General features: G+C 37.0%; 16 protein-coding genes and 2 tRNA genes. 9 read left to right on the top strand and 9 right to left on the bottom strand.

Translation table 11 applies throughout. From position 1 onward, the window contains the following. Positions 1-159: 159 nt before the first annotated feature. The 4 genes from KKH39_02370 to KKH39_02385 all read right to left on the bottom strand — a co-directional run bounded on the left by KKH39_02370 (position 160) and on the right by KKH39_02385 (position 2,179). Complete coding sequence (locus KKH39_02370) at positions 160-540, bottom strand: DUF1428 domain-containing protein (GenBank protein MBU1202863.1); 381 nt, start codon at positions 538-540, stop codon at positions 160-162. A 240-nt stretch (positions 541-780) separates the two neighbouring features. Next, positions 781-1,686, bottom strand: a complete 906-nt coding sequence (locus KKH39_02375) for a hypothetical protein (protein ID MBU1202864.1) — start codon at positions 1,684-1,686, stop codon at positions 781-783. Between the two features lie 235 nt (positions 1,687-1,921). Beyond that, positions 1,922-2,013, bottom strand: a tRNA-Ser gene (locus KKH39_02380). A 78-nt stretch (positions 2,014-2,091) separates the two neighbouring features. Continuing rightward, a tRNA-Ser gene (locus KKH39_02385) sits at positions 2,092-2,179 on the bottom strand. 267 nt (positions 2,180-2,446) lie between these two features. Here KKH39_02385 and KKH39_02390 point away from each other — a divergent pair. Continuing rightward, complete coding sequence (locus KKH39_02390; GenBank protein ID MBU1202865.1) at positions 2,447-2,977, top strand: hypothetical protein; 531 nt, start codon at positions 2,447-2,449, stop codon at positions 2,975-2,977. A 28-nt stretch (positions 2,978-3,005) separates the two neighbouring features. After that, positions 3,006-3,182, top strand: a complete 177-nt coding sequence (locus KKH39_02395; protein MBU1202866.1) for a hypothetical protein — start codon at positions 3,006-3,008, stop codon at positions 3,180-3,182. A gap of 3 nt (positions 3,183-3,185) precedes the next feature. Here the strand turns inward: KKH39_02395 and KKH39_02400 are convergent, their stop codons facing one another. The 5 genes from KKH39_02400 to KKH39_02420 all read right to left on the bottom strand — a co-directional run bounded on the left by KKH39_02400 (position 3,186) and on the right by KKH39_02420 (position 11,267). After that, positions 3,186-3,923: a hypothetical protein gene (locus KKH39_02400; protein ID MBU1202867.1), complete on the bottom strand. Its 738-nt coding sequence runs from the start codon at positions 3,921-3,923 to the stop codon at positions 3,186-3,188. A 120-nt stretch (positions 3,924-4,043) separates the two neighbouring features. Beyond that, positions 4,044-6,509, bottom strand: coding sequence for an ATP-dependent Clp protease ATP-binding subunit (locus KKH39_02405; GenBank protein MBU1202868.1), 2,466 nt, complete (start codon positions 6,507-6,509; stop codon positions 4,044-4,046). Between the two features lies 1 nt (position 6,510). After that, positions 6,511-7,383, bottom strand: coding sequence for a M48 family metallopeptidase (locus KKH39_02410; protein MBU1202869.1), 873 nt, complete (start codon positions 7,381-7,383; stop codon positions 6,511-6,513). A 104-nt stretch (positions 7,384-7,487) separates the two neighbouring features. Further along, positions 7,488-10,598: an alpha/beta fold hydrolase gene (locus KKH39_02415; GenBank protein MBU1202870.1), complete on the bottom strand. Its 3,111-nt coding sequence runs from the start codon at positions 10,596-10,598 to the stop codon at positions 7,488-7,490. 111 nt (positions 10,599-10,709) lie between these two features. After that, positions 10,710-11,267, bottom strand: coding sequence for a LemA family protein (locus KKH39_02420; protein ID MBU1202871.1), 558 nt, complete (start codon positions 11,265-11,267; stop codon positions 10,710-10,712). 138 nt (positions 11,268-11,405) lie between these two features. On the opposite strand from KKH39_02420, the gene KKH39_02425 reads away from it, so the two are divergent. From KKH39_02425 to KKH39_02455, 7 genes are all read left to right on the top strand, one after another. Further along, complete coding sequence (locus tag KKH39_02425; GenBank protein ID MBU1202872.1) at positions 11,406-13,529, top strand: hypothetical protein; 2,124 nt, start codon at positions 11,406-11,408, stop codon at positions 13,527-13,529. Positions 13,530-13,679: 150 nt separating this feature from the next. Then, a complete protein-coding gene (locus KKH39_02430; GenBank protein MBU1202873.1) occupies positions 13,680-14,879 on the top strand; it encodes a hypothetical protein in 1,200 nt (399 codons plus the stop codon). A 44-nt stretch (positions 14,880-14,923) separates the two neighbouring features. Next, on the top strand, positions 14,924-17,077 hold the full coding sequence (locus KKH39_02435) for a hypothetical protein (GenBank protein MBU1202874.1): 2,154 nt from the start codon (positions 14,924-14,926) through the stop codon (positions 17,075-17,077). A gap of 82 nt (positions 17,078-17,159) precedes the next feature. After that, positions 17,160-18,404, top strand: coding sequence for a pilus assembly protein PilM (gene pilM / locus KKH39_02440; GenBank protein MBU1202875.1), 1,245 nt, complete (start codon positions 17,160-17,162; stop codon positions 18,402-18,404). Positions 18,405-18,407: 3 nt separating this feature from the next. Continuing rightward, the gene (locus KKH39_02445) at positions 18,408-19,844 is read left to right on the top strand and encodes a hypothetical protein (GenBank protein MBU1202876.1); all 1,437 of its coding nucleotides are present in this window, start codon (positions 18,408-18,410) and stop codon (positions 19,842-19,844) included. Between the two features lie 6 nt (positions 19,845-19,850). Further along, entirely contained in the window at positions 19,851-20,624 is a 774-nt protein-coding gene (locus KKH39_02450; protein MBU1202877.1) for a hypothetical protein, read from the top strand. 1 nt (position 20,625) lies between these two features. Next, the gene (locus KKH39_02455; GenBank protein MBU1202878.1) at positions 20,626-20,985 is read left to right on the top strand and encodes a hypothetical protein; all 360 of its coding nucleotides are present in this window, start codon (positions 20,626-20,628) and stop codon (positions 20,983-20,985) included. The last annotated feature ends 15 nt before the right edge of the window (positions 20,986-21,000 follow it).

The raw sequence follows: 21,000 nt of genomic DNA on the forward strand, positions 1-21,000 counted from the left end.
ATTATCCAATCGACCTTTTTGGATAATTTTGGGGCTCTTGATTTTTTTTGATTGGGACTCCTTGGTGTGTCTCAAGAGCAAGACGGAGTACAAACTCCAATATTTATATATATTAACTTATTTTTTATTTTACGGCAAATCCTTTGTATTATGGGTTTTCTATCCTTCTACTTCCACACTAAAACCTCCGTAGGCCATACGCTGCATATCAAAAGGCATAGAAAGATCTTTTGCGTCCTTGTATTTTTCGTTCATTTCATCCATCACTTTTTTATTGACTTCGCCGCGATGCTGTTTGGACTCAAATACAATAAATGAAAACCAGACAGTCTCGTCTGCGTTTGCTTTTGCCAGCGCAGTAAAGGCAAGTGGTTTCATACCGCCTGTTTCTTTGGGCTCAAGATCATCACCCTTACATTCATAATATTCAAGGGCACCGTGCTTCATCCACATATCGCGGCCTTCGCTGGCCATCTTGGTATATTCTTGTGTTTTGTCTTTGGGGACTACGAGCACAAAACCATCTATATATTTTGACATATTTTTTTATCTTAATGATTAATTAAGTTTATTTTAGCAAATTCTCTATTGAAACGCCAATAACTCATTTCTGCGTATTTGTAAATTTAAATCAAAAAACACCCAATTTGGGTGCTTTATCTAAAGCTCATCGTGCTAGCACGATGTGGCGGGCTACATCGGACTGGAACCGTATTCCGAGTAAGCCCAGTAAGGAGATTCTACAATATTTTTCATTATAAATTAATAGATGCTCGTGCGCTATATGTTAATTTTCTTGCTCAAAAAACTTATATATAGAGATTGCATTTTCTTTAAACCAGACGGTATCAACATCATAAAAGGTTTTAGTAGTTGTGGCAACATAATATTCATAAGGCCAAGTGAAATAATAACATACATCACTGTTAAAAAAATATTACTAAATATATTTATCATCCACTCTGACTTATAGTTATTAACAAAAAAAATGGAATAGACGAGCAGATGTATAAAACTGTATATAAAAGCAACTTGTGGCTTTACTTTGTAACCAAATATATCTATTGGTTCTTCTTTTTTAGACTTACCAATAGAAGGATCAAATACCCCCGCACGAGTTTTAGGATCAATAGGATTCTGAAAAATTTCAAACTTTTGTCCTGATCTTAAACTTTCAATCCATGACAATGTATAAAAAAGAAATTTAAAAAATCCTGCAAGTACTATACGAAACCAAAACAATTTTATTCTTAGTGGAAATCCTCTTAATTTTTTAAGGGGTTTCTCATGTAAACTTTCAAGTTTTACAAGTATGTCATGAGCATCAATAAGCTTGTATATTTTCTTATTTTTTTCAAAAAATTCTCCTGTTTCAAAATTACAAAAAAAATCATCTGATCGCAAATCAATCCGATCAAATAAGCCCTTGATTCTTTCCCCACTTGATGCAAGTATAATTCCTTCTTCTGTCTTTTTCCCATAACTTACTGACACATAAATTTGTTTTAAGGGATTTATACTATCTAGTTCTTTTTTAGGGATAGTAATTTTAAACAAAGAGGCATAATCACCTGAATGTTCCTTCATTGTACTAAACCCAAAAGTACCATCAACATAATCAATAGGTTCATGAAAAGACGAAAACGGCAATTCAAATTTATTTTTAAAACTTACTTTATCTAACATAATTTATATACTTAATATAGTCATATTATCTCAATTATAATTAATGGTCAAACAAAAAAACAGCCCTTAAATATAGGGTGTTTTTTAACATCCTCGTGCTAGCACGAAATTCTTGTGCCCTTCGACTCACTCACTTCGTTCACTCGCTCAGGACATTCGATAACTTATCAATTTATATACTAAATAAGTGGTCGAAGGCCATGAGCAGAGTTCTGCAAAGCAGAACGGAGTCGAATGGCGGAGAGGGAGGGATTCGAACCCTCGACCCCAATAAATCGGAGTAACACCTTAGCAGGGTGCCGCTTTCAACCACTCAGCCACCTCTCCACATTAATTAGTAGGATAATAAACTAATTGATCTAGCAATTAATCAATTAAGCAATTATACTATTAGCTATTATTTTCTGGCGGAGAGTGAGGGATTCGAACCCCCGGAACCTTTCGGCTCAACGGTTTTCAAGACCGCCGCATTCGACCGCTCTGCCAACTCTCCTTATTATAAAACAAATTTGAAAGTTTTTCCCGCCAAAGGCGGGATTGCTGTTTATTCCCAATCGCTACACTCTTGGACAAACAGGGAACAAGACCGCCGCATTCGACCACTCTGCTAACTCTTCTAGTCAATAATAACTGCTATATAATAATATATTCTATCATTTTTGTAAAGAGTAATTAATTTATTATAAAATATGCATAAAACGTGTCTGGGGCTGGTTTTGGGAGGGTTTTTTTGCTATAATTAATACATAACTATATTATTATGCAAAAAAAGATTATCCGATTGGCCATTATAACAGTGGTTATATTACTAATCCCTTTGATTGCCAGTCAATTTACCAAAGATGTAAAGTGGGACTGGTTTGATTTTATTTTGATGGGTATTTTGATATTTGGCACTGGGCTAGCTTATGAATTAATATCCAAAAGATCAGATAAGTATGAATACAAAGCGGCTATTGGCATTGGACTATTGGGAGGGTTTTTACTTTTTTGGGTAAATGGAGCAGTTGGTATTATTGGTAGTGAGGATGAGTCTATTAATTTGCTATATTTTTTCGTGTTGCTTATTGGACTGATTGGTTCTTTTGTAGTGCGCTTAAAAGCGCGCGGCATGATTTATATATTATTGTCTATGGCTGTTCTTCAAATGTTGGTGCCAGTCATTGCTTTGATTGGGAAACAGTTGGACTTTGATCCTAGCGTGTTGGGAGTGTTTGCTCTTAATGTATTTTTTGCTACGATTTTTGTCCTATCGGCTCTACTTTTTAGGCGGGCTGATTCAAAAAAATAAATAGCTTATAAATATTAAAAATAAAATTATGGCAAAAGGCAGCGGAGCAGGGGGTGGAGCAGTCTATGGTCTTGGCTTGATAGGCGCTCTGGTCTACTATATACAAAACGCAGATTCATTTATGGCCGGCTTTATTGGCATGCTCAAAGCAGTAATCTGGCCAGCGATGCTAGTTTATCACTTGTTGGAATTTTTGCAGATTTAAATATCAGTTTTTGGCAATCACCAGACAACTGATATTTTGCCAGCCATGTGACTTTAGAGTCCTGGCGGCCTGATTGAGTGTTGAGCCAGTAGTGACTACGTCATCTATTAAAAGTATACTCGGACAGTTTTGGGAAAATCCCAGGGCTGTTTTTGATAGCCTAAAAGCATTATTTACATTTTGCTCTCGGGATTTTTTGTCCAGCTGAGCTTGGGCTTTGGTGTGTTTTACTCTTTTCAGTAGAGGATAGTATGGCTTGTCTAGGCGCTGGGCTAGTTTTTTAGCTACGAGTTCTGTCTGGTCAAAGCCACGAATTTTTCTTTTTTTGTTGTGTAGTGGTACGTTGCAAATTATAGTATTATTTGGCAGATTAAGACGGCGGCTTTGTTTTTCTAAAATATCAGTCAAAAGATTGGCCATATGTTCCAGATAGCTATATTTGTATTTTTTGAGAATTTTTTGGACTGTTTTGTTTTGGTACTGACAACAGATATAACAGGCGTCAAAATAAAAATCTGTCTGGTCGGGCCAGCTGACTTGATTGTCGTATTCTAGTATTATGTCACTCAAACAATAGCCACAGCAAAGACTACCTTCTCGGTGGCAATTTATACAAAATTGTGGCCAGATAAAATCTAGTAAATTGTTTAGAATTTTTTTTACCCAATTAAAAATTATAGTGAAAATATTTTCCTTTTTTAAAATAGTAAAATTTTGTGAATTTCTAACTGGGTTTAGCATCGCTTTTCTTTATTGTTTGTCATTGCGAGAAGTCACGCCTTGGCGAGACGACGAAGCAATCTATGTTGTTTTAGATTGCCACGCGCCTCGCTATGCTCGGCGCTCGCAATGACAGAAAAATTATCTTATGGCAATTTTTTTGCCTTGTAAAAATACTTTTATTTTTTGGGTTTTTTTGTCTAGTAATTGAGAGGCTAGAGTATTGGTCAGATATTGGTCTACCAGTCTTTTGAGGCTGCGAGCGCCATCTTGAGTGGCATTTTCTATATTAAGTAGATAATTGATTATCTTGGCATCTAGCTCTATAGCTATACCCTGCTCATTGAGCCTTTGTTTTATTTGCTCTAGCTCTGCGCGGATTATTTTGCGAGCGGCTGATTTGTCCAAGGCTTCAAAGGCCAGTATCTTGTCTATTCTATTGGTAAACTCTGGTGGAAAATAACGATTAAGAGAAGATAATATTTCTTGGCTGAGATTTTTGAAATCATTTTTACTTTCGTCAGTGTCAAAACCCATCACTGCTTGACGATTAAATTCTTTGAGGCCGACATTGGAAGTCATGACAATAATAGTATTTCTAAAATTGACAGTTTTGCCGGTGGCATCAGTCAATTCTCCTTCTTCTAGGATTGGCAAAAGCAGGCTAAAGACATCGGGATGCGCTTTTTCTATTTCATCAAATAGGACTAGGCTATAGGGTTTGTTTTTGACCAAATCAGTCAGCTTGTTGCCTTCGCGGTAGCCAACATAGCCGGCGGGTGAACCAATCAGCTTGGAAATATTGAATTTTTCGGAAAATTCACTCATATCAATCCTAGTCATATTTTTGCTGCCACCAAAAACATGTTTGGCGATTTGTTTGGCAGTTTCGGTCTTGCCTACGCCACTGGGTCCCAAAAACATAAAGCTAGCCAGAGGGCGATTTTTGTCGTGTAGTCCGGCCTTGGATTTGCGGATAATATCGGCAATGGATTTTAGGGCAATATCCTGACCAAAAATTTGACTAGATAGTTTGTTTTCCAGATTGACCAGTTGTTTGTTTTCTTCCAGGTTGATAGAGGACAGAGGTACACCGGTAATGCGAGAGATTACTTCTTTGATATTATCTTCATTTATCAGGCCGAGATGGATGTTTTTAGTTTTGTCTTCTTTGGCCTGCAATCTCAAAAGGTCTTCCAGTAGCTCGTCTTCTTGATTTTTGTACTCCAAGGCATCTAGGTAGTTTTCTGATAAAATAGCCTGTTTTTTATTATTTTGGCAGTCAGTTATTTTTTCTTGGGTTTCTTTAATTTTTTTACTCAAGCCATTTTTGGTATTTTTGACGCGGATTTTGGCGGCAGCTTCATCTATCAGGTCTATGGCTTTGTCGGGTAGTTTTTTGTCTGGTAAAAATCTTTTGCTCAGTACCACCGCTGATTTCAAAGCGCTGTCTTCAATTTTTACTTTGTGGAATTTTTCATAATTTTGGCGTAGACCTTGTAAAATTTCCAGAGTCTCTACTTCGGAGGATTCATCAACAATGATAGGCTGAAAGCGTCTTTCCAGAGCTTTGTCACTTTCAATGTGTTTTTTGTACTCATCAAAAGTAGTAGCACCGATACATCTGAGCTGTCCGCGTGATAAGGCTGGTTTGAGGATATTGGCGGCATCAAGTGAGCCGGTAGTTGCTCCAGCACCCATGATAGTGTGTAATTCGTCTATAAACAAAATAACATCAGGATTATTTTTTATTTCATTGATAGTCTGCTTGAGGCGGCTTTCAAATTCACCTCTATACATTGTACCGGCTATCAAGCTGCTGATATCAAGATTTAATATAGTTTTGTTTAGAAGTACATCAGGTACTTTGTTTTCAGTTATTCTTTTGGCTAGGCCTTCAATAATGGCAGTTTTACCAACGCCAGCATCGCCCAAAAGCACTGGGTTATTTTTGGTACGGCGAGATAGTATCTCAATCAATCTGTCTATTTCTTGGACGCGTCCAATGACCGGATCAATGTCTTTTTGGATTTCCAAACTAGTCAGGTTGACAGTATAGCTCTCTAGATTGTTGGGGCTTTTGTCTTCTTCAAAAATGTTTTCCAATTCTTTGATGTCTTCGTCTATAGTCAGCTCACTGAATTTGGAGGTACTCTTGAGTATCAAATTTAGATGTTGTTTAAGACTGCTGATATTAATATTAGCTTTGTTGAGTATCTTGAGGGTATTTTCATGTTCACTTTGGCTGATACCCCACAACAGATGTTCAGTACCAATATATTTGTGCCTAAATTTGTAGGCAGTGACTACAGCTTTTTCGATGATTCTTTGGGCTTCTTCAGATGGCTGAGGTAGATTTTCCGGATTGATACCAATAGTTTGATAGGTATCCAAGATATTGTCGTTATTTAAAAAACTGGCGTCAATTTTTTGTTTTATCAAAATGTCTGAACCAAGTGATCCTTTAGTCTTTAAGATGGACACAAAAAGATCTTCCGGCTCAATAAAATTTCTTTTTTTGGAATAAGCCAGATTTTGGGCACCAATCAGTACTTTTTTGAAGTGCTCAGTGAATTTGTCCAATATATTTTGAGTGTGGTCTATCATATTACATACTCCTTAGAGCCTTTACTCTTTGCTCAATAGGCGGGTGAGTAGAAAATAATTTGGCCGCCGATCCATCTTTGAAAGGATTGGATATATATAAGTGAGCAGTTGCTTTGTTGGCTCTTTTAAGTGGTTTATTTTGTAAATTTATCTTTTCTAGGGCTCTAGCTAGACCTTCTGGGTAGCGGGTCAGGAGTGATCCAGAGGCATCGGCCAAAAATTCTCGTTTTCTAGAAATTGCCAATTGTATTAATTTGGCAAAAAGAGGAGAGAGTATTGCCAAGACCAGTCCTACTATTATTAGGATACCACCGCCTTTGTTTTCTTCACGGCTGTGTCCGCGCCATATAAAACTTCTCAGTAGCCAGTCAGCTAGTAGAGTGATGATACCAACACAGATTATAACTACCATCATTAGTCGGATGTCATAATTTTTGACATGCGACATTTCATGGGCGATCACACCTTCTAGTTCTTCATTTTTTAGGCCTTGTATAATGCCGGTAGTCAAAGCAATAGAGGAGTGCTTTGGATCACGGCCGGTGGCAAAGGCATTCATAGCACTGTCGTTTATAATATATATTTTGGGCATGGGTATGCCGGCGGTGATGGAAAGATTTTCCACCATGCGCCAGACATAAGGATTGTCATCTTTAGTAATTTCTTTGGCTCCAGCAGTAGAAAGAGCTACTTTGTCGCCGGCATAAAAGCTAATCATACTAGTCATAATAGCCATTATTGTGGCTAATATTACTACAAAATAACCACCTTCAGAATACTGAGCCCAGACCCAACTCAGGCCAAAAATAACCAAAACAAAAATGGTCATAAATAAAAAGCTTTTTCTTTTGTTTGAATCTATTTGTTTATACATTTTTATGAGTTTATTTCAACTTAATATAACAATATTAACTATGTTTTGTCAATTACAAAACACCTTATTAACTAAAGCATTTTATGGTAATAAATTATTTTGTTTTATCTGAGTTTTTCTGAGTTTGCTTCAGAATGAGGATAGGGGTAGGGTATGCTATAGGGTACGCAAGCACCGGTTAAATAACTACATTTATTACCGCCGGGGCAGCCACAAGTTTGACAATTATTTATTAGTTCCCCGTCGGCACAATAGAGGGGTTTAGTTGTAGAGCATTGGTTAGGATTAGTGCCATCAGAACATTTGGCGGGTATTTCTAAAGAAAAAGCATCGTCATTATTATCATAGTTATCCTCTTCATTGTATTTTAAGATGCTTACATAGTATACTTGTTGACCGGCGTCAGGAGTAGTAGTGGCTGTAAATTGGGCTTGCCTTAAGGCTCCTAGAGAAAAATCTATTTCTTTTATCATAATAGACATTACATCTCCCGGATAGCCATTATAAAATCTTAAAGTAAAATCATCAGCTGCTACATTTTCCAAGTTTTCTACATCAGCGCTTAGGGTCACTTCATAGTTTGCATTATTAAATACAGCATTCATATTATGAGCGCGCAAGTCAGGATAATCTATTGCTTCAAAAATATCATAGGCGTTTCGATTGATATTGAGACCGGCAATTGTAGTAGAGGCAGTTATATTAACATCATAATAGCCAAGGTTAGATGTTTGAGAAAATGTATTGGAGTAAGTACCGTCTCCTTGGTCAATGAGATTTAAGGTATATTGATTGTCTTGGTTATCAATCATTTGAGCTGTGACATCAGCGCCAGTCAGAGGAGTGGAACTAGCAGTTAAAGTAGCTGAAATTAGTATATCCTGTCCGGGGGCCACTATTGATTCCATAGTTGTTTCTAGGAGCACATCAGTTTTTACAAAAGTATATATATGATAACTAGCATTAGTAGAACTAGCGGTTAAAGTCCATTCACCAGCTAGAGGATTGTTTATTTGTAAATATCTCATAGTACTGGTGGCCTCGGTATTATAGATAGTACTATCCGGTGATTCGATTGTCAGATCAGTATAATCACCATCATAGGACATTAAGAAATATACATAATTTTCATTGTTCAAATTTACAGTATGAGATTTTTGACCAACTACACTATCTTCAATGTAGCTTATTTCCTGGGTGTCTTCAGTAAGGACATCTAAAGCTTGTTGAGGCTCTGTCAGAGATTTAGCTGAATAGGTTCCTAGTATTATATTAGCTATAAAATCTGCAACACCACTGCGTTTGTAAATTTCCCCATGATTATAATATCCCAACACTGGGCCTAAAATATTTGATACACTTGAATTATATATGGCTAAACTATTTGTACTGACTACGCCATCATCATCTGGCCAAATTATCTGACTTAGAAAATCACCTTTTGTGCCACCCGCTATAGCATAGGATACTTTACTATTTACATTTTCATAATCATAATCATCGCCTCCATTCAAATCTTTCATAAAGTTAGTATGAGCATTATACATTTGTTTGGCGGCAGTTGTGTCAGCAAATTTTTCTATATAATTAGGTACTATAAATCCGGGGAGAGCTCTGTCAATTATGTCACCATCTTGACTCATCCACCTTAATGCGGTAGGCATGCCATGATTTGGTGTGGCTAGCTGGATAAGATATCTGACCTTATTTGTATCAGTAGTTTGTACATACCAGCGTGATATTAGTCCGCCCATAGAGTAACCTACTATATCAACATATCTAGCATTATGAGTTTTTTTAACATACTCTACATTGTCAGATAATTTTTTAGCATATGTTTTTATATTACCTATAGTACATGCGGATTTATTTTCCACAGTACATTGACCAGGAGCATAGTCTAAAGCATATATAGGATGATCATTAGAATCTAATCTATCATCTAGTAAAGTCATCAGTGGTCCTATATCTTCCCAATCTTGTGTATAGCCATGTACAAGTATTATTGGCACTGTGCAACTATATTGGCAACTTCCGCCGCAGTCTACACCGGTTTCATCGCCGTTTTGTACGCCATCATTACAAGTCGCTACAGGATCTTGTAGATCGTTCTGATACCAAGCAAAAGTACTGCCGTCAGATGATATAGCCAAAATATCTATATCGTCATCACTATCCATATTGGCGATATACGTAGCTTTAAAACCACCAATTACAATATTTTCGGTAAAGTTTTGGCTGCCATCGTTTCTATACCAGGATATTTCATTGTTAGTGTCATAGGCTTTTACAAGGTCTATATGTTGATCCCCATCTATATCAGCGGCGTATATGGAATTGGCATAATTGGAGTTACTTATTGAGTGTATAGTAAAATTTTGACTGCCATCGTTTTCATACCAATAAATACCGCTGGGAACTCTAGCAGTTATAATATCAGCATCATTATCATTGTCCAGGTCAGTAATATAAAGGCCTCTGGTAAATCCATTAGATGCTATGCTGTGCGGAGTAAAATGTTGACTACCATCGTTTTCGTACCAATAAATAGCTCCATCATAATTTGCTGTTATTGCTGTTAAATCTAAGTCACCATCTCCATCTATGTCTACGGGAAATATGTTAATAATTTTTGTTGCTGAAGGTATTGAGTGCCTGGTAAAATGTTGGCTACCATCATTTTCATACCAATAAATATTAGCAACAGTTGCAACACCAGCTATTATATCCATATCACCATCTCCATCTATGTCTTCGGCTCGTACTACTTCGCCATAATTGTAACTATTATCAAGACCGTGGTGAATAAAATTTTCATTGCCATCATTTTCGTGCCATAGCAAACCATATCTATGTATAGTTAGGATATCTATATCCCCATCATTATCTATATCTTCAGTATAAAGGTCATTTATATGATCAGCAAGATAAATAAAATGTGGGGTAAAGTTGTTATGACCGTCGTTTTTGTACCAAGTTAAAGTAGTGCCGCCCAAAATGGTAGTCAGGACATCCATATCTGTGTCATTATCCATATCTACAGCTATAGAACGTTCAGCACCAACAGCTACATTAGTTATTATTTCCTGAGTAAAACCAATAATATTAGTTTCGGCAGTAACTTTATTTGATTTGATAAATAAAAAAATACCCGCCGAAGCTATAATAATCAAAATAGCTATTTTAGGCAGGTGGTCAATGATTTTTTTTGCCATGTTATTAGTATAATTTTTAGTTAGTTTGATTAAAAATTATACTAATATTAGTGTTTTGTCAATAATAAAAAACAACCTTCGAGGTTACCTCGAAGGTTGTTAGAGTTTAACTTAAAATTTTACCTGTACGTTTTCTCTTTCTTTTTCATCACCAATGGCAAAAAATTCCCAGGCAGTAAATTTTAGCATGCCAGCAATCAAGTTGTTTGGGAAGATTTCTATCTTGGTATTAAAGTCTCGAACCTGACCGTTGTAAAAGCGGCGAGAAGCTTGGATTTTGTTTTCGGTATCAGATATTTCGTCCTGAAGCTGCAAAAAGTTTTGTGAAGCTTTTAGATCAGGGTAATTTTCTGCTACTGCAAATAGACTTTTTAGGGTGTCTGAGAGCATATTTTCTGCCTTACCCTTTTCTTCAATGCCATTGGCCTTCATGGCACTGGCTCTAGCTTCGGTGACTTTGGTTAGCACACCTTCTTCGTGTTTCATGTAGCCTTTGACGGTCTCCATTAGATTGGGGATTAGGTCATAGCGGCGTTTTAGCTGTACATCAATGTCTGACCAGGCTTCTTTGACCCTGTTTCGGAGCCTAATCAGGCTATTGTATACACCAACCAGCCACAAAGCGACCAATATGACTACTACTAATATTACAATTAGCACTGTATCCATAGTTTTATTTTTAATACTTAATTTAGATAATATAATTTTACTAAATAGCCGGGTTTTTAGCAAATCTCAAAATTTCTACCATATTTTTGTAAAATATGTTATAATAAATTAGTTAAAATAAAAATAATTTTTAAAAGTATGTTTAAAAGAATAAATAACTGGCATTTGTCAGTTTTGGTAGTGATAGTCTCGTTTTTAAGTGTCCTTTTTATAAATAAATATGTCCAAGCTCAATGGGTTGATCCGATTGGCCTGCCTGGTGAGACACCAGACTTCCGGTTGGTAGTCAATCCTTTGGCAGAAGATCTCCAGATGGGGGACTATAGCATTATTGGTCAGAATATTGAGCTAAATCCTACTGGTTCTATTGGTAGTACAGCTATCAATGTAAAAAATGGCAGTCAGATTTGTTTTAATGGTACTGATTGTGCCTCTGCCTGGCCAACTGGTGGCGGGCTTGCTGATAATCTTGGTGACCATGTGGCTGATATGAATATTATTCTTGGCAATTGGTATCTTAGCGGTGACGGAGGCAGTGAAGGTATACGTGTTTTAGCCAATGGCAATGTTGTTGCCACCAACTATGTAGGTATAGGCACCGGCACTCCAAACAAACAACTGCATATCAAAACTCCAGCTGGTAGCAATGCGGAAATTGATATCCAAAGCGGAACAGATCCTGACTGGTGGGCAATTTATCAGGATGACGGAACTAATGATTTGCGTCTATGGTTTGGCAATACCACGGCTGGCGCTAATAAAGTAACTTTTGACGATAATGGCAATGTTGGTATTGGTACTATCAGTCCTTCGGCCAAATTGGAAGTGGTTGGTGACTTGGAAATAGGCAGTTTAGAAGACAACAATGGCGTTAATTTCTTTGGTGATTGTACTTCTGGTAATTATATTCAAGCTATTGCCGCTGATGGAACACTGACTTGTGCTGCAGATCAGTTGGGCACAGGAGGTACAGTTGATGAACCAACAGTTGAAGGATATATTTTTGACAATGATGTAGAAACAGTACCGGGAGTTTGGACAATTACTGGCAATTGGACTTATAATACTCGGCCAGCTTTTAATGGCGGCACTACAGGCGCCAGTTCTCCTTTTTCCGTTGATTCCACTTATGTAGTAACAAATTTAAATGCAGATTTGTTGGATGGACAGCAAGCTACTGTCTTTCAAGATGATATTGGCATAGATTGTAGTCTTAACAATTATGTCTATGGTGTAAATGATGACGGTTCACTGAAATGTCGTTTGGATCAAAGTGGTAGTGGCAGTTTGTGGACACTTAGTGGTGCAAATATTTATCGTAATTCTGGCAATGTCGGCATAGGGGATACTACACCTTTATCACTACTTACGGTTGGTAGTGGCGATCTTTTTCAGGTCAATTCAACTGGTGATTTAGTCAAAATAAAAAATGTTACTTATTCTTGGCCAAGTTCTCAAGGAGTAGCCAATACTTATCTACAAAATAATGGTTCAGGTGGCTTGACCTGGGCTACGGTAACGGCTGGAGGAGGCGACGATCTTGGTAATCATACTGCTACGGAAAATATTAAGCTTAATGGCAATTATCTTAGTGGTGATGGTGGCTCGGAGGGTATTTTGGTAGCAAATGATGGCCAAGTGGTTATTATGAGTAATTCTCCTACAGGAGAGGGGCTTTTGGCAAACGGAGCTATAAGTATTGGTAAAAATACTTCAGAGGTAGCCATAAAAATTGGCTCAACAGAAGCTTTGTGGCACGGAGGGGCAACAAATAGATTTTCTTGGGGTTATGGGGGCACTTCAAATTATTTTGCTGATAGGATAGGAATAGGTATACAGCCAGATGATACTTCAGTGATGCTCAATGTTACTGGTAATACACTGACTACTGGCAAGGCCTTTACCACTGGTGCAAATATTGCTGGTTCAGGCAGTTTTAATAACGGTTTTGTTACTTGTGGTAGTATTTCAAATATAACTGACGGGGAATTTGACTGTGTAAACCCTCTTATTAAAACAGGTAATAATTTAACTGGTTTGTATAGTCCAGGTGAATCTAGCACTGGACTAAAAGTGGCAACAGCCGAGGCGATTTGTTGGGCCTTGGGCTCTCCGGGCACTCCTTGGAATTCCGCCTATACTTATTTGGTAAGTAGTGGTAATTATTATACATATTTTGATGATGGATTCGCGAGTAATCCGGCAAGATTCTATTTGAATACTTTTCCTTACAGAATCACTTCAGTAACCTGTGCTAGATAAATTATTTAAATAAAAATATTTCCTTTACTATTCTATAATATTATTTTTTAAAAAAACAACCACGTCAATGACGAGGTTGTTTTTGTTTTTAATAAATATTGTTTTGTGTTATAATATATTAATAATTTAGAAAATATTAATTATAAAGTTATGTTTAAAAAAACAAATAACTGGCACATTTCAATTTTGGTAATAATAGTGTCAGTTTTAAGTATTTCTTTGGTGCAAAAATATGTTTTTGCTCAATGGCAGGAGCCCAACACCTTACCAGGGACGTCGGTTTCTAGAAATATAGTGGTCAGCCCTATGACTTCATCTCTCGATCTCAATGGTCAGACTTTGACAGGAGAAAAAGTTACTATTGATTCGGCTGGTAGTACAGCAATAAATGTTAAAAACAGTCAGATTTGTTTTGATACTACTGATTGTGCCTCTGCCTGGCCAACGGGTGTGGATACCGATTGGACTGAATCAGGAGGAAATGTCTATAGAACAAGTGGTAGAGTAGGAGTGGGCACAGTTAGTCCGGCACAGCTTTTGCACGTATCAGGGGGCAATATTTTATTGGACAATAACCAAAGTTTGAAACAACTCAGTTCAAGTGGCTCTGAATATAGCATCATATATTTGGATAGTTCTGATGGGCTCAATTTAGCTGGTAATGACCTCAAGGTAAAAGATTTGAGTGGAAATTCCATGTTATATATTGATGATATGGGCACGGTCGCTTATGTTGGTATTGGTACTGATGCTCCAAATAAAAATTTGCATATATTTTCTGAAGGAGCAAACTCTGAGATTGACATCCAAAGCGGCAGCGGTTTGACCCATTGGGGTATTTATCAGGATTCGGCCACGTCTGATTTGAATTTTTGGAATACTGACAATAGAGTAGTTTTTTCTGACTCGGGTTATGTTGGAATTGGAGTGTCTATACCAGCTCATCAATTGCATATTGAATCTGTAGATCAAAATGCTGTTTATGCCAAGACTGCTACGGTTGGAAAATATGCTGTGTATGGAGAAAATACGGCTGACAATGGCGTTGGTATGTATTCCTTAGGTGATATTGCTTTTATGGCTACATCCAACAGGTCGGGCGGTATGGCCATTTTAGCTTCAAAGGGTTCTGGTGCTTATGCTGGTTATTTTGATGGTACAGTAAAGGTGACTAATGGTTATTTTCAGTTTCCGGTAGTGTCGGCAGATCCACCGGATAGTGATTGCGGTAGTGTGTTGGATAGAGGAAAGGCGGTATTCAATTCTGAGACTGGTCAATTGGTAATTTGTAATTTTCACAAAAATGTTACTCCGGTTTGGGATCGCTATGAAAGCGCTGCTTCATTGTAGTTTTTTATAAATGGTTAATTTAATTTTTATTTTTTTAGATATTAATGAAATCTGATTTTCATTTCCATTTTTATAGTCGTATTGCTATTATGGCTGTTTTTGCCTTTGCCTTGGTATTTATGCAAAGATCGGTTGAAACTACGGCTTTGGAGTCTGCTTATGATATCAATGGTTGGGCTTGGTCAGAGGCAGCTGGTTGGCTTAGTTTGGATTGTCTAAATGACACTGATGGTGACGGACAGCCAAATGATCAGTGTGTGGCTGGTGGCAATCCATATGATTGGGGTCTTGATATTGTAAATATTAATAATGATTCTCACGTGCAAGGTTGTGCTTACGCTGGTACATCATTAAGTAACGGAGCTGATCCTTTGGGTTGGGTTTGTTTTTCTAGATTAGGGGGAAACGAGGCGCTTATAGATGGTGTGCCAACTAGTTCTGATCCAGCTTTACCAAACGCTCTAGATCCCAGCTCTTATGCCAGTATTTTGACTCAGGAGCCTTTGGGCAATCAAGCTTGGAAGCTTGGTTTTCCTATTGCCAATGAGATTGGTGATAGTAGTGATGATATTGATTATCCCAGTAGCTCCAATCCACTGGAAGGGTGCTTTAATTGCTATGAAGAGTATTTGTATGAGTGTGCTGTCACTGGGCAAGCTTGTGATCCGTTGATAGGTTGCCCTCCTGCTGCTGGCGTTCCTCAGGCTTGTGTAGTATCTGGTATCAACCAAAATTGCGACAACTGCATGGAATATTTTTATTATTTGGGTAGGTGTGATACCACAGATTCTATACAGTGTCGCAACGATGATGAGTGTCCAACAGGCGAGAGCTGTCAGCCTATTAGTACTTGTAGTATGGCTGTAGATACAGAATGTGTTAGTGATACTCCTGATTGTGGAGATTTGACTGAAATTTGCAATGCTGGAATTTGCAGCAATAATCAATATATAGGTTGTACAGATGATTCAGACTGTTATAGTTTTTGTGTAGAGCGTGAAATAGGTAGTTTGAAAAAAGTAGTGGGTGGCTATACTTGCAGTAGCTGTACTATAGAAAATTACGCTAATGTCTGTGGCACCAACGCTTATCAGGGCAATATCAATCGTTGTGATTCGTGCGCGGCAGTTTACTATACACCAGGGGTAGTACTTGATCATCAGCATTACGCTTTGGACCCTAGTACTGAAGCTAAGATGTGTGGTTGGGCTTGGAACGGTTGGACAGACGGAATAAATAATTATGGTCTTGGTTGGTTCCAATTTGGCCCTCGGGTAGTGACCAGTACTAGGCCATATATTTCTTCAGAAGGCGGTGATATTTACTCCAAAGGAAATATTAAAGCTAGGTACACTCCGCCATTTGGTAAATATAATGCTTCATATCTTATTGAATCAGGTGGAACAATTACCAATTTTATAAGTTCCAGTACCTTGAGTGTATTTTATCAGGGCGAGTTGCCTTATAGGCCGGCAATTAATTTCTTTTCTTGGTCAGACACTAATTCAAAATACACTAATGTCCTAGGTTCTTTGGATTATACTGGCATTATTACAGGTGTGGGAAGTATTCCTTACAACAAATTTGGTTCTCTTATTATAGATATTGACGGTTCTACCCCTGCAAATTTTATAAATTATTTTAATAGTGCGTTAAATGGCTCAGTCTTGTATCTTGGTAATAGTAATAGCTTTACTTTACCAGTTGGCTCTGATTTGGTAGTTCAACCTGGGTTAGTCAATGCCAATGGCTCTGGTGTTGTGGTAGTAGATGGTGATTTGACTATAAATAGAAACGTTGTATATGGCACTGGTACTTATGCAAATTTGAAACAAATACCCTCCTTGGTCTGGATTGTCAGAGGTGATATTTATATAAGTTCCCAAGTAGATAAGTTGGCCGGTACATTTATTGTGTTGGGGGATAGTGACAGGGCGGCTGATTGTAGTGCTTTAGACACTGGTTGTGGTCAATTTGTAACTTGTCAGGAAAAAGATGCAAGTTGTAGGGATTATTCTTTATCTATAAAGGGTAATGTTTTAGCTAGATATTTTGATTTATCAAGGACTTTTATAGATGCTGGGACTAAGGAGCCGGCTGAAAAATTTATCAATGATGGTCGTTTACAAGTCAATCCGCCACCTGGTTTTGTGGACTTTAGTAAGCTTATCCCCAGATTTAGTGAAAATCCAGATTAGTTTCTTGGATTTACTAGCTAAAATATGTTATAATAATATAGAAATTTGGATAAAATTTTAATAAAAAATATAGACAAAAAGTATGGGTTTATTTTCTAGTGCCAGCAGTTATTTGGGAGTTGATATTGGTACATCAAGTATCAAAATGGTTGAGCTTGAAAACTTCAAAAATCAGGCTAGATTAAAGACCTATGGTTATTCTGATATCTCGGTAAATATATTGAGCAGTTCTATAGATAAAAATAACCAGTTGATTGCCGATTATATAGGCGAGATTGCTCAAAAATCCAATGTACAGACCAGACAGGTGGTGACAGCTTTGCCTACTTTTTCGGTTTTTAATTTTATTGTTTCTTTACCGCCGATGCCAAAAAAAGATTTGGCTTCAGCTATCAAATGGGAAGCTAAAAAGTTTATACCAGTTCCTTTGGAAGAAATGATTTTAGACTGGAAGATTTTGAACAAAAAGAAAATCAAAGCTAAGACAAAAGTTCCAGATGTAAAATTGGACAATCAAAATAAAGACATTGATAATAAAGCAGATAATTCTAATGCTTCGCTGGAAAAAGACAAAAGCCCTGATTTGATGGAAGAACTCAATCAATCAGCTAGAGAATTGGCGCAAGGCGTAGGCAAGCCAGGTAGAGCAGTGACCAAAAATGATACCCAGATTATACGACCCAAAAAAGACGATAATAATTATAGAATATTACTCACAGCTGCTCCCAAAAATTTAGTGGCCAGATACATTGATATTTTCAAACGAGCCAAGCTCAATCTGCTAAGCTTGGAAACAGAAGCCTTTGCTTTGTCCAGGTCATTGATTGGCAATGATAATTCTACGGTCATGATAGTTGATATCGGAGCTACTACAGCTGATATTTGTATTATTGAAGAAGGCGTGCCAATTCTCAACAGAGGTATTGATACTGGTGGAGAGTTTATTACCAAAACCATCATGAACAGTCTCAATGTCAATCAGGACAGAGCTGAGCAGTTTAAGCGTGATTTTGGATTGGCTGGCGGTGGTTTTAAAAATATACCAGATGTTATTCAAAAATCTTTAAATTCTATCATCAATGAAATCAAGTATGTATTTGAGTTGTACCAGAGGCAGGGAGAAAATAATATTGATAAAATAGTTTTGACTGGTGGTAGTGCATTTTTGCCAAATTTGCCTGGTTATTTGTCAGAGCTTTTGAATATGCAGGTTATCATTGGTGATCCTTGGGATAGGATTATTTATCCTTTAGATTTGCAACCTATTTTGGAAGAAATAGGCCCTCGTATGGCTACTTCAGTTGGTTTAGCTATGCGTGATATTTAACTTATGGAAGATAAAGATCAAAAATCCATAAATTTGATGCCAGAAGACTTGCGTAGCAAGGAAGATAGTGTTTTGGCCAAGAAAAAATCTGATTTTGATTTTGATTTAGTTTTGCCCGATAATCAGGCTCAGCCAGCCAGGCCTAAGAGTGGTACATCTTTTTGGCAAAAAATTAGCTTGATTTTTAAAAAGCCGATTAGTTATTTTGCTCAGCCAAAAAAAGAAAAAGATAAAAAACACGACGATAAGAATCATCACGATGATAAGTCAAAGTCTGGTACACCTGATATGCCAAAACCAGTCAAGCCGGAGTTTCATCTACCTACTTCCAATGAAAAAACAAGTTTGACAGTGGACTATAGCAAAAAAGAACCGGAAAAGGATATGACCTTGCCTGTCAAAGAAGAAAAAAAATCAGAACCAAAGTCTGATAAATCTGAAAAAAAAGATGGTCAATCTTTTTGGGATAAATTTAAAAAGCTTTTTACTGCCAAGAAAAAATATCCAAAAATAGAAAGAGCAGCGAACAAAGAAATAGCTCCACGTCAGCTCAGAGAGGAAGAAGAAATACCAAAAACAGCGCCTAGTCCGGAGATAAAATTTGAAAAAGCCGAAGACGATATTTTACCCAAAATACCGGAAGTACCCAAACCAGAGCCAGCAAAAGAAATAATATCTGAGGTCAAACAAGCGGAAATAAAACAAGAACAAGAGCCTTCCAAATTTGTCATTCCTCAGTTAAGGCCAAGTGAGTATAAGTCAGAGCCGGATAAAACACATAAAGAGCCTGAAAAAGAAGAAAAAGTTTCTAGATTTCATCAGCCACAACCTAGGATTAGGGCTAGATTTTTGGATAGTGGTGGAGGGGTAGACTTGATACCAACCGCGGCCAAGACCAGAAGCTGGAGACAAGTCAGCAAGCTAGTTTTGGTAGCTTTTGTAGGTTCGGCAATTATATTAGGTATTTTTTATGGTTATTTGTTTTATAGAAGTAAAAATGTAGAAGGTCAAAAAAATACAAGAATAGACCAAATTAGTGATTTGGAAAAACAGATATTGACTTATGAAGAATTAAATAATGATATTAGTGATTTGGGTGACGAGATTAGGCATATGCACTTTTTACTTAGTTTTCATTTTTATTGGAGCAATTTCTTTACCCAGTTAGAAAAATATACTATTCCAGAAGTGCATTATGAAGGACTATCAGCCGGAAATAGCGGAGCACTTACTCTCCGTGCTGTGGCTGATGATTTTGATTCAGTAGCCCGCCAGATAAAAGTATTTGAGCAAGAAGATGCTAAGAGACTAGTCATTGCTACCGATGTATCGGGAGCTAACTATTCAGAATCTGACAAAAAAGTAAGTTTTGATATTACATTAGTTCTCAATCCGTTCTTGTTTATTTATGATGAAAATTATATGAACATTGGAAATTAATACATTATGAAAGATAAGAAGGATATAAAATTTGAACAGCCATCTGATATATTGATATTTATTAATCGTTATATCATGTTCTTTGTCGCTATGATAATACTAAGCGTATCCTTGTTAGGTTATTTCTTTTTACTCAAACCAAAAATAGACCAGATTAGGTCCGTAGAACAAGAAACTACTGAAACCAGTGAAAGAAAAATGCAAAATGAAGCATTAATTATCAAGCTCAAAGAACTAGAAAATGAATATAAAGATATTTTACAAAATCGCCAAGCTGATTTGGATTATCTAAAAGAAATGGTACCAGAGGGCACTAGGATTGCTGAATTATTTGTCATAGCTGATCGTTTGGCTGCAAGCCATAATTTTCAATTATTATCTATTGAGGTGAGTGAAAATAATATGGAAAATATTTCAGGCAACCAGAATTTTGAAGATGATATTGATATACCAAATACACAAGAGCCAGCTACTGATGCTAGTGCGGATATAAAAACCATTGAAGATATTCTCTTACAGAGTGGTATCAAATCAATGGTAGTGCATATGAGTATTATGAGACAGATAGAAAATACTGATGAAAATGGTGAACCATTGGAGTTGGAAGGAGTGGAGCAGGAGAGCGGAGGGCAAATATATAATGATTTTAAAGCTTATATTAGTGATTTGGAAAATTATGTCCGTCTGATGGATATCCAGGCTATCAATTTTCCAGAATTAAGTTTTGAAACTACAGAAAGTCAAGTGTTTAATTTGGATATAATCACTTATTACCAATAGTATGGACAAAAAGAGCGACAAAAAAACAGTAACTATTCTACTCATAGTTTTGGGTGTGGTGTCTGCAGGTAGCGCTTTTTGGCTATACAATGCTTTAAAACCGATTGAGCTGCCGCCAGAATTACAGACAGATGTACAGATAGGTCATGTTTATCGTGCCAAAGATGTGGCTATCAAAAATGTCCAAGATTTTTTGGATTTGGAGTTTTATCCAGGTACTGTATGGGATGAGTTGTATAGCAATGATCAATTCAAAGAATTGAAAAAAATTGATTTTGAGATAAATGTCAAAGACAATGTGGGTAATCCCAATCCTTTTATGGCTGCTAGTACAACGGAAGAAGTCTTGTCAGAGCGATAATTTGCAAATTTTATT

It is taken from the genome of Patescibacteria group bacterium (assembly GCA_018819405.1).
GTDB lineage: Bacteria > Patescibacteriota > Patescibacteriia > UBA1558 > GWA2-36-10 > XYD1-37-29.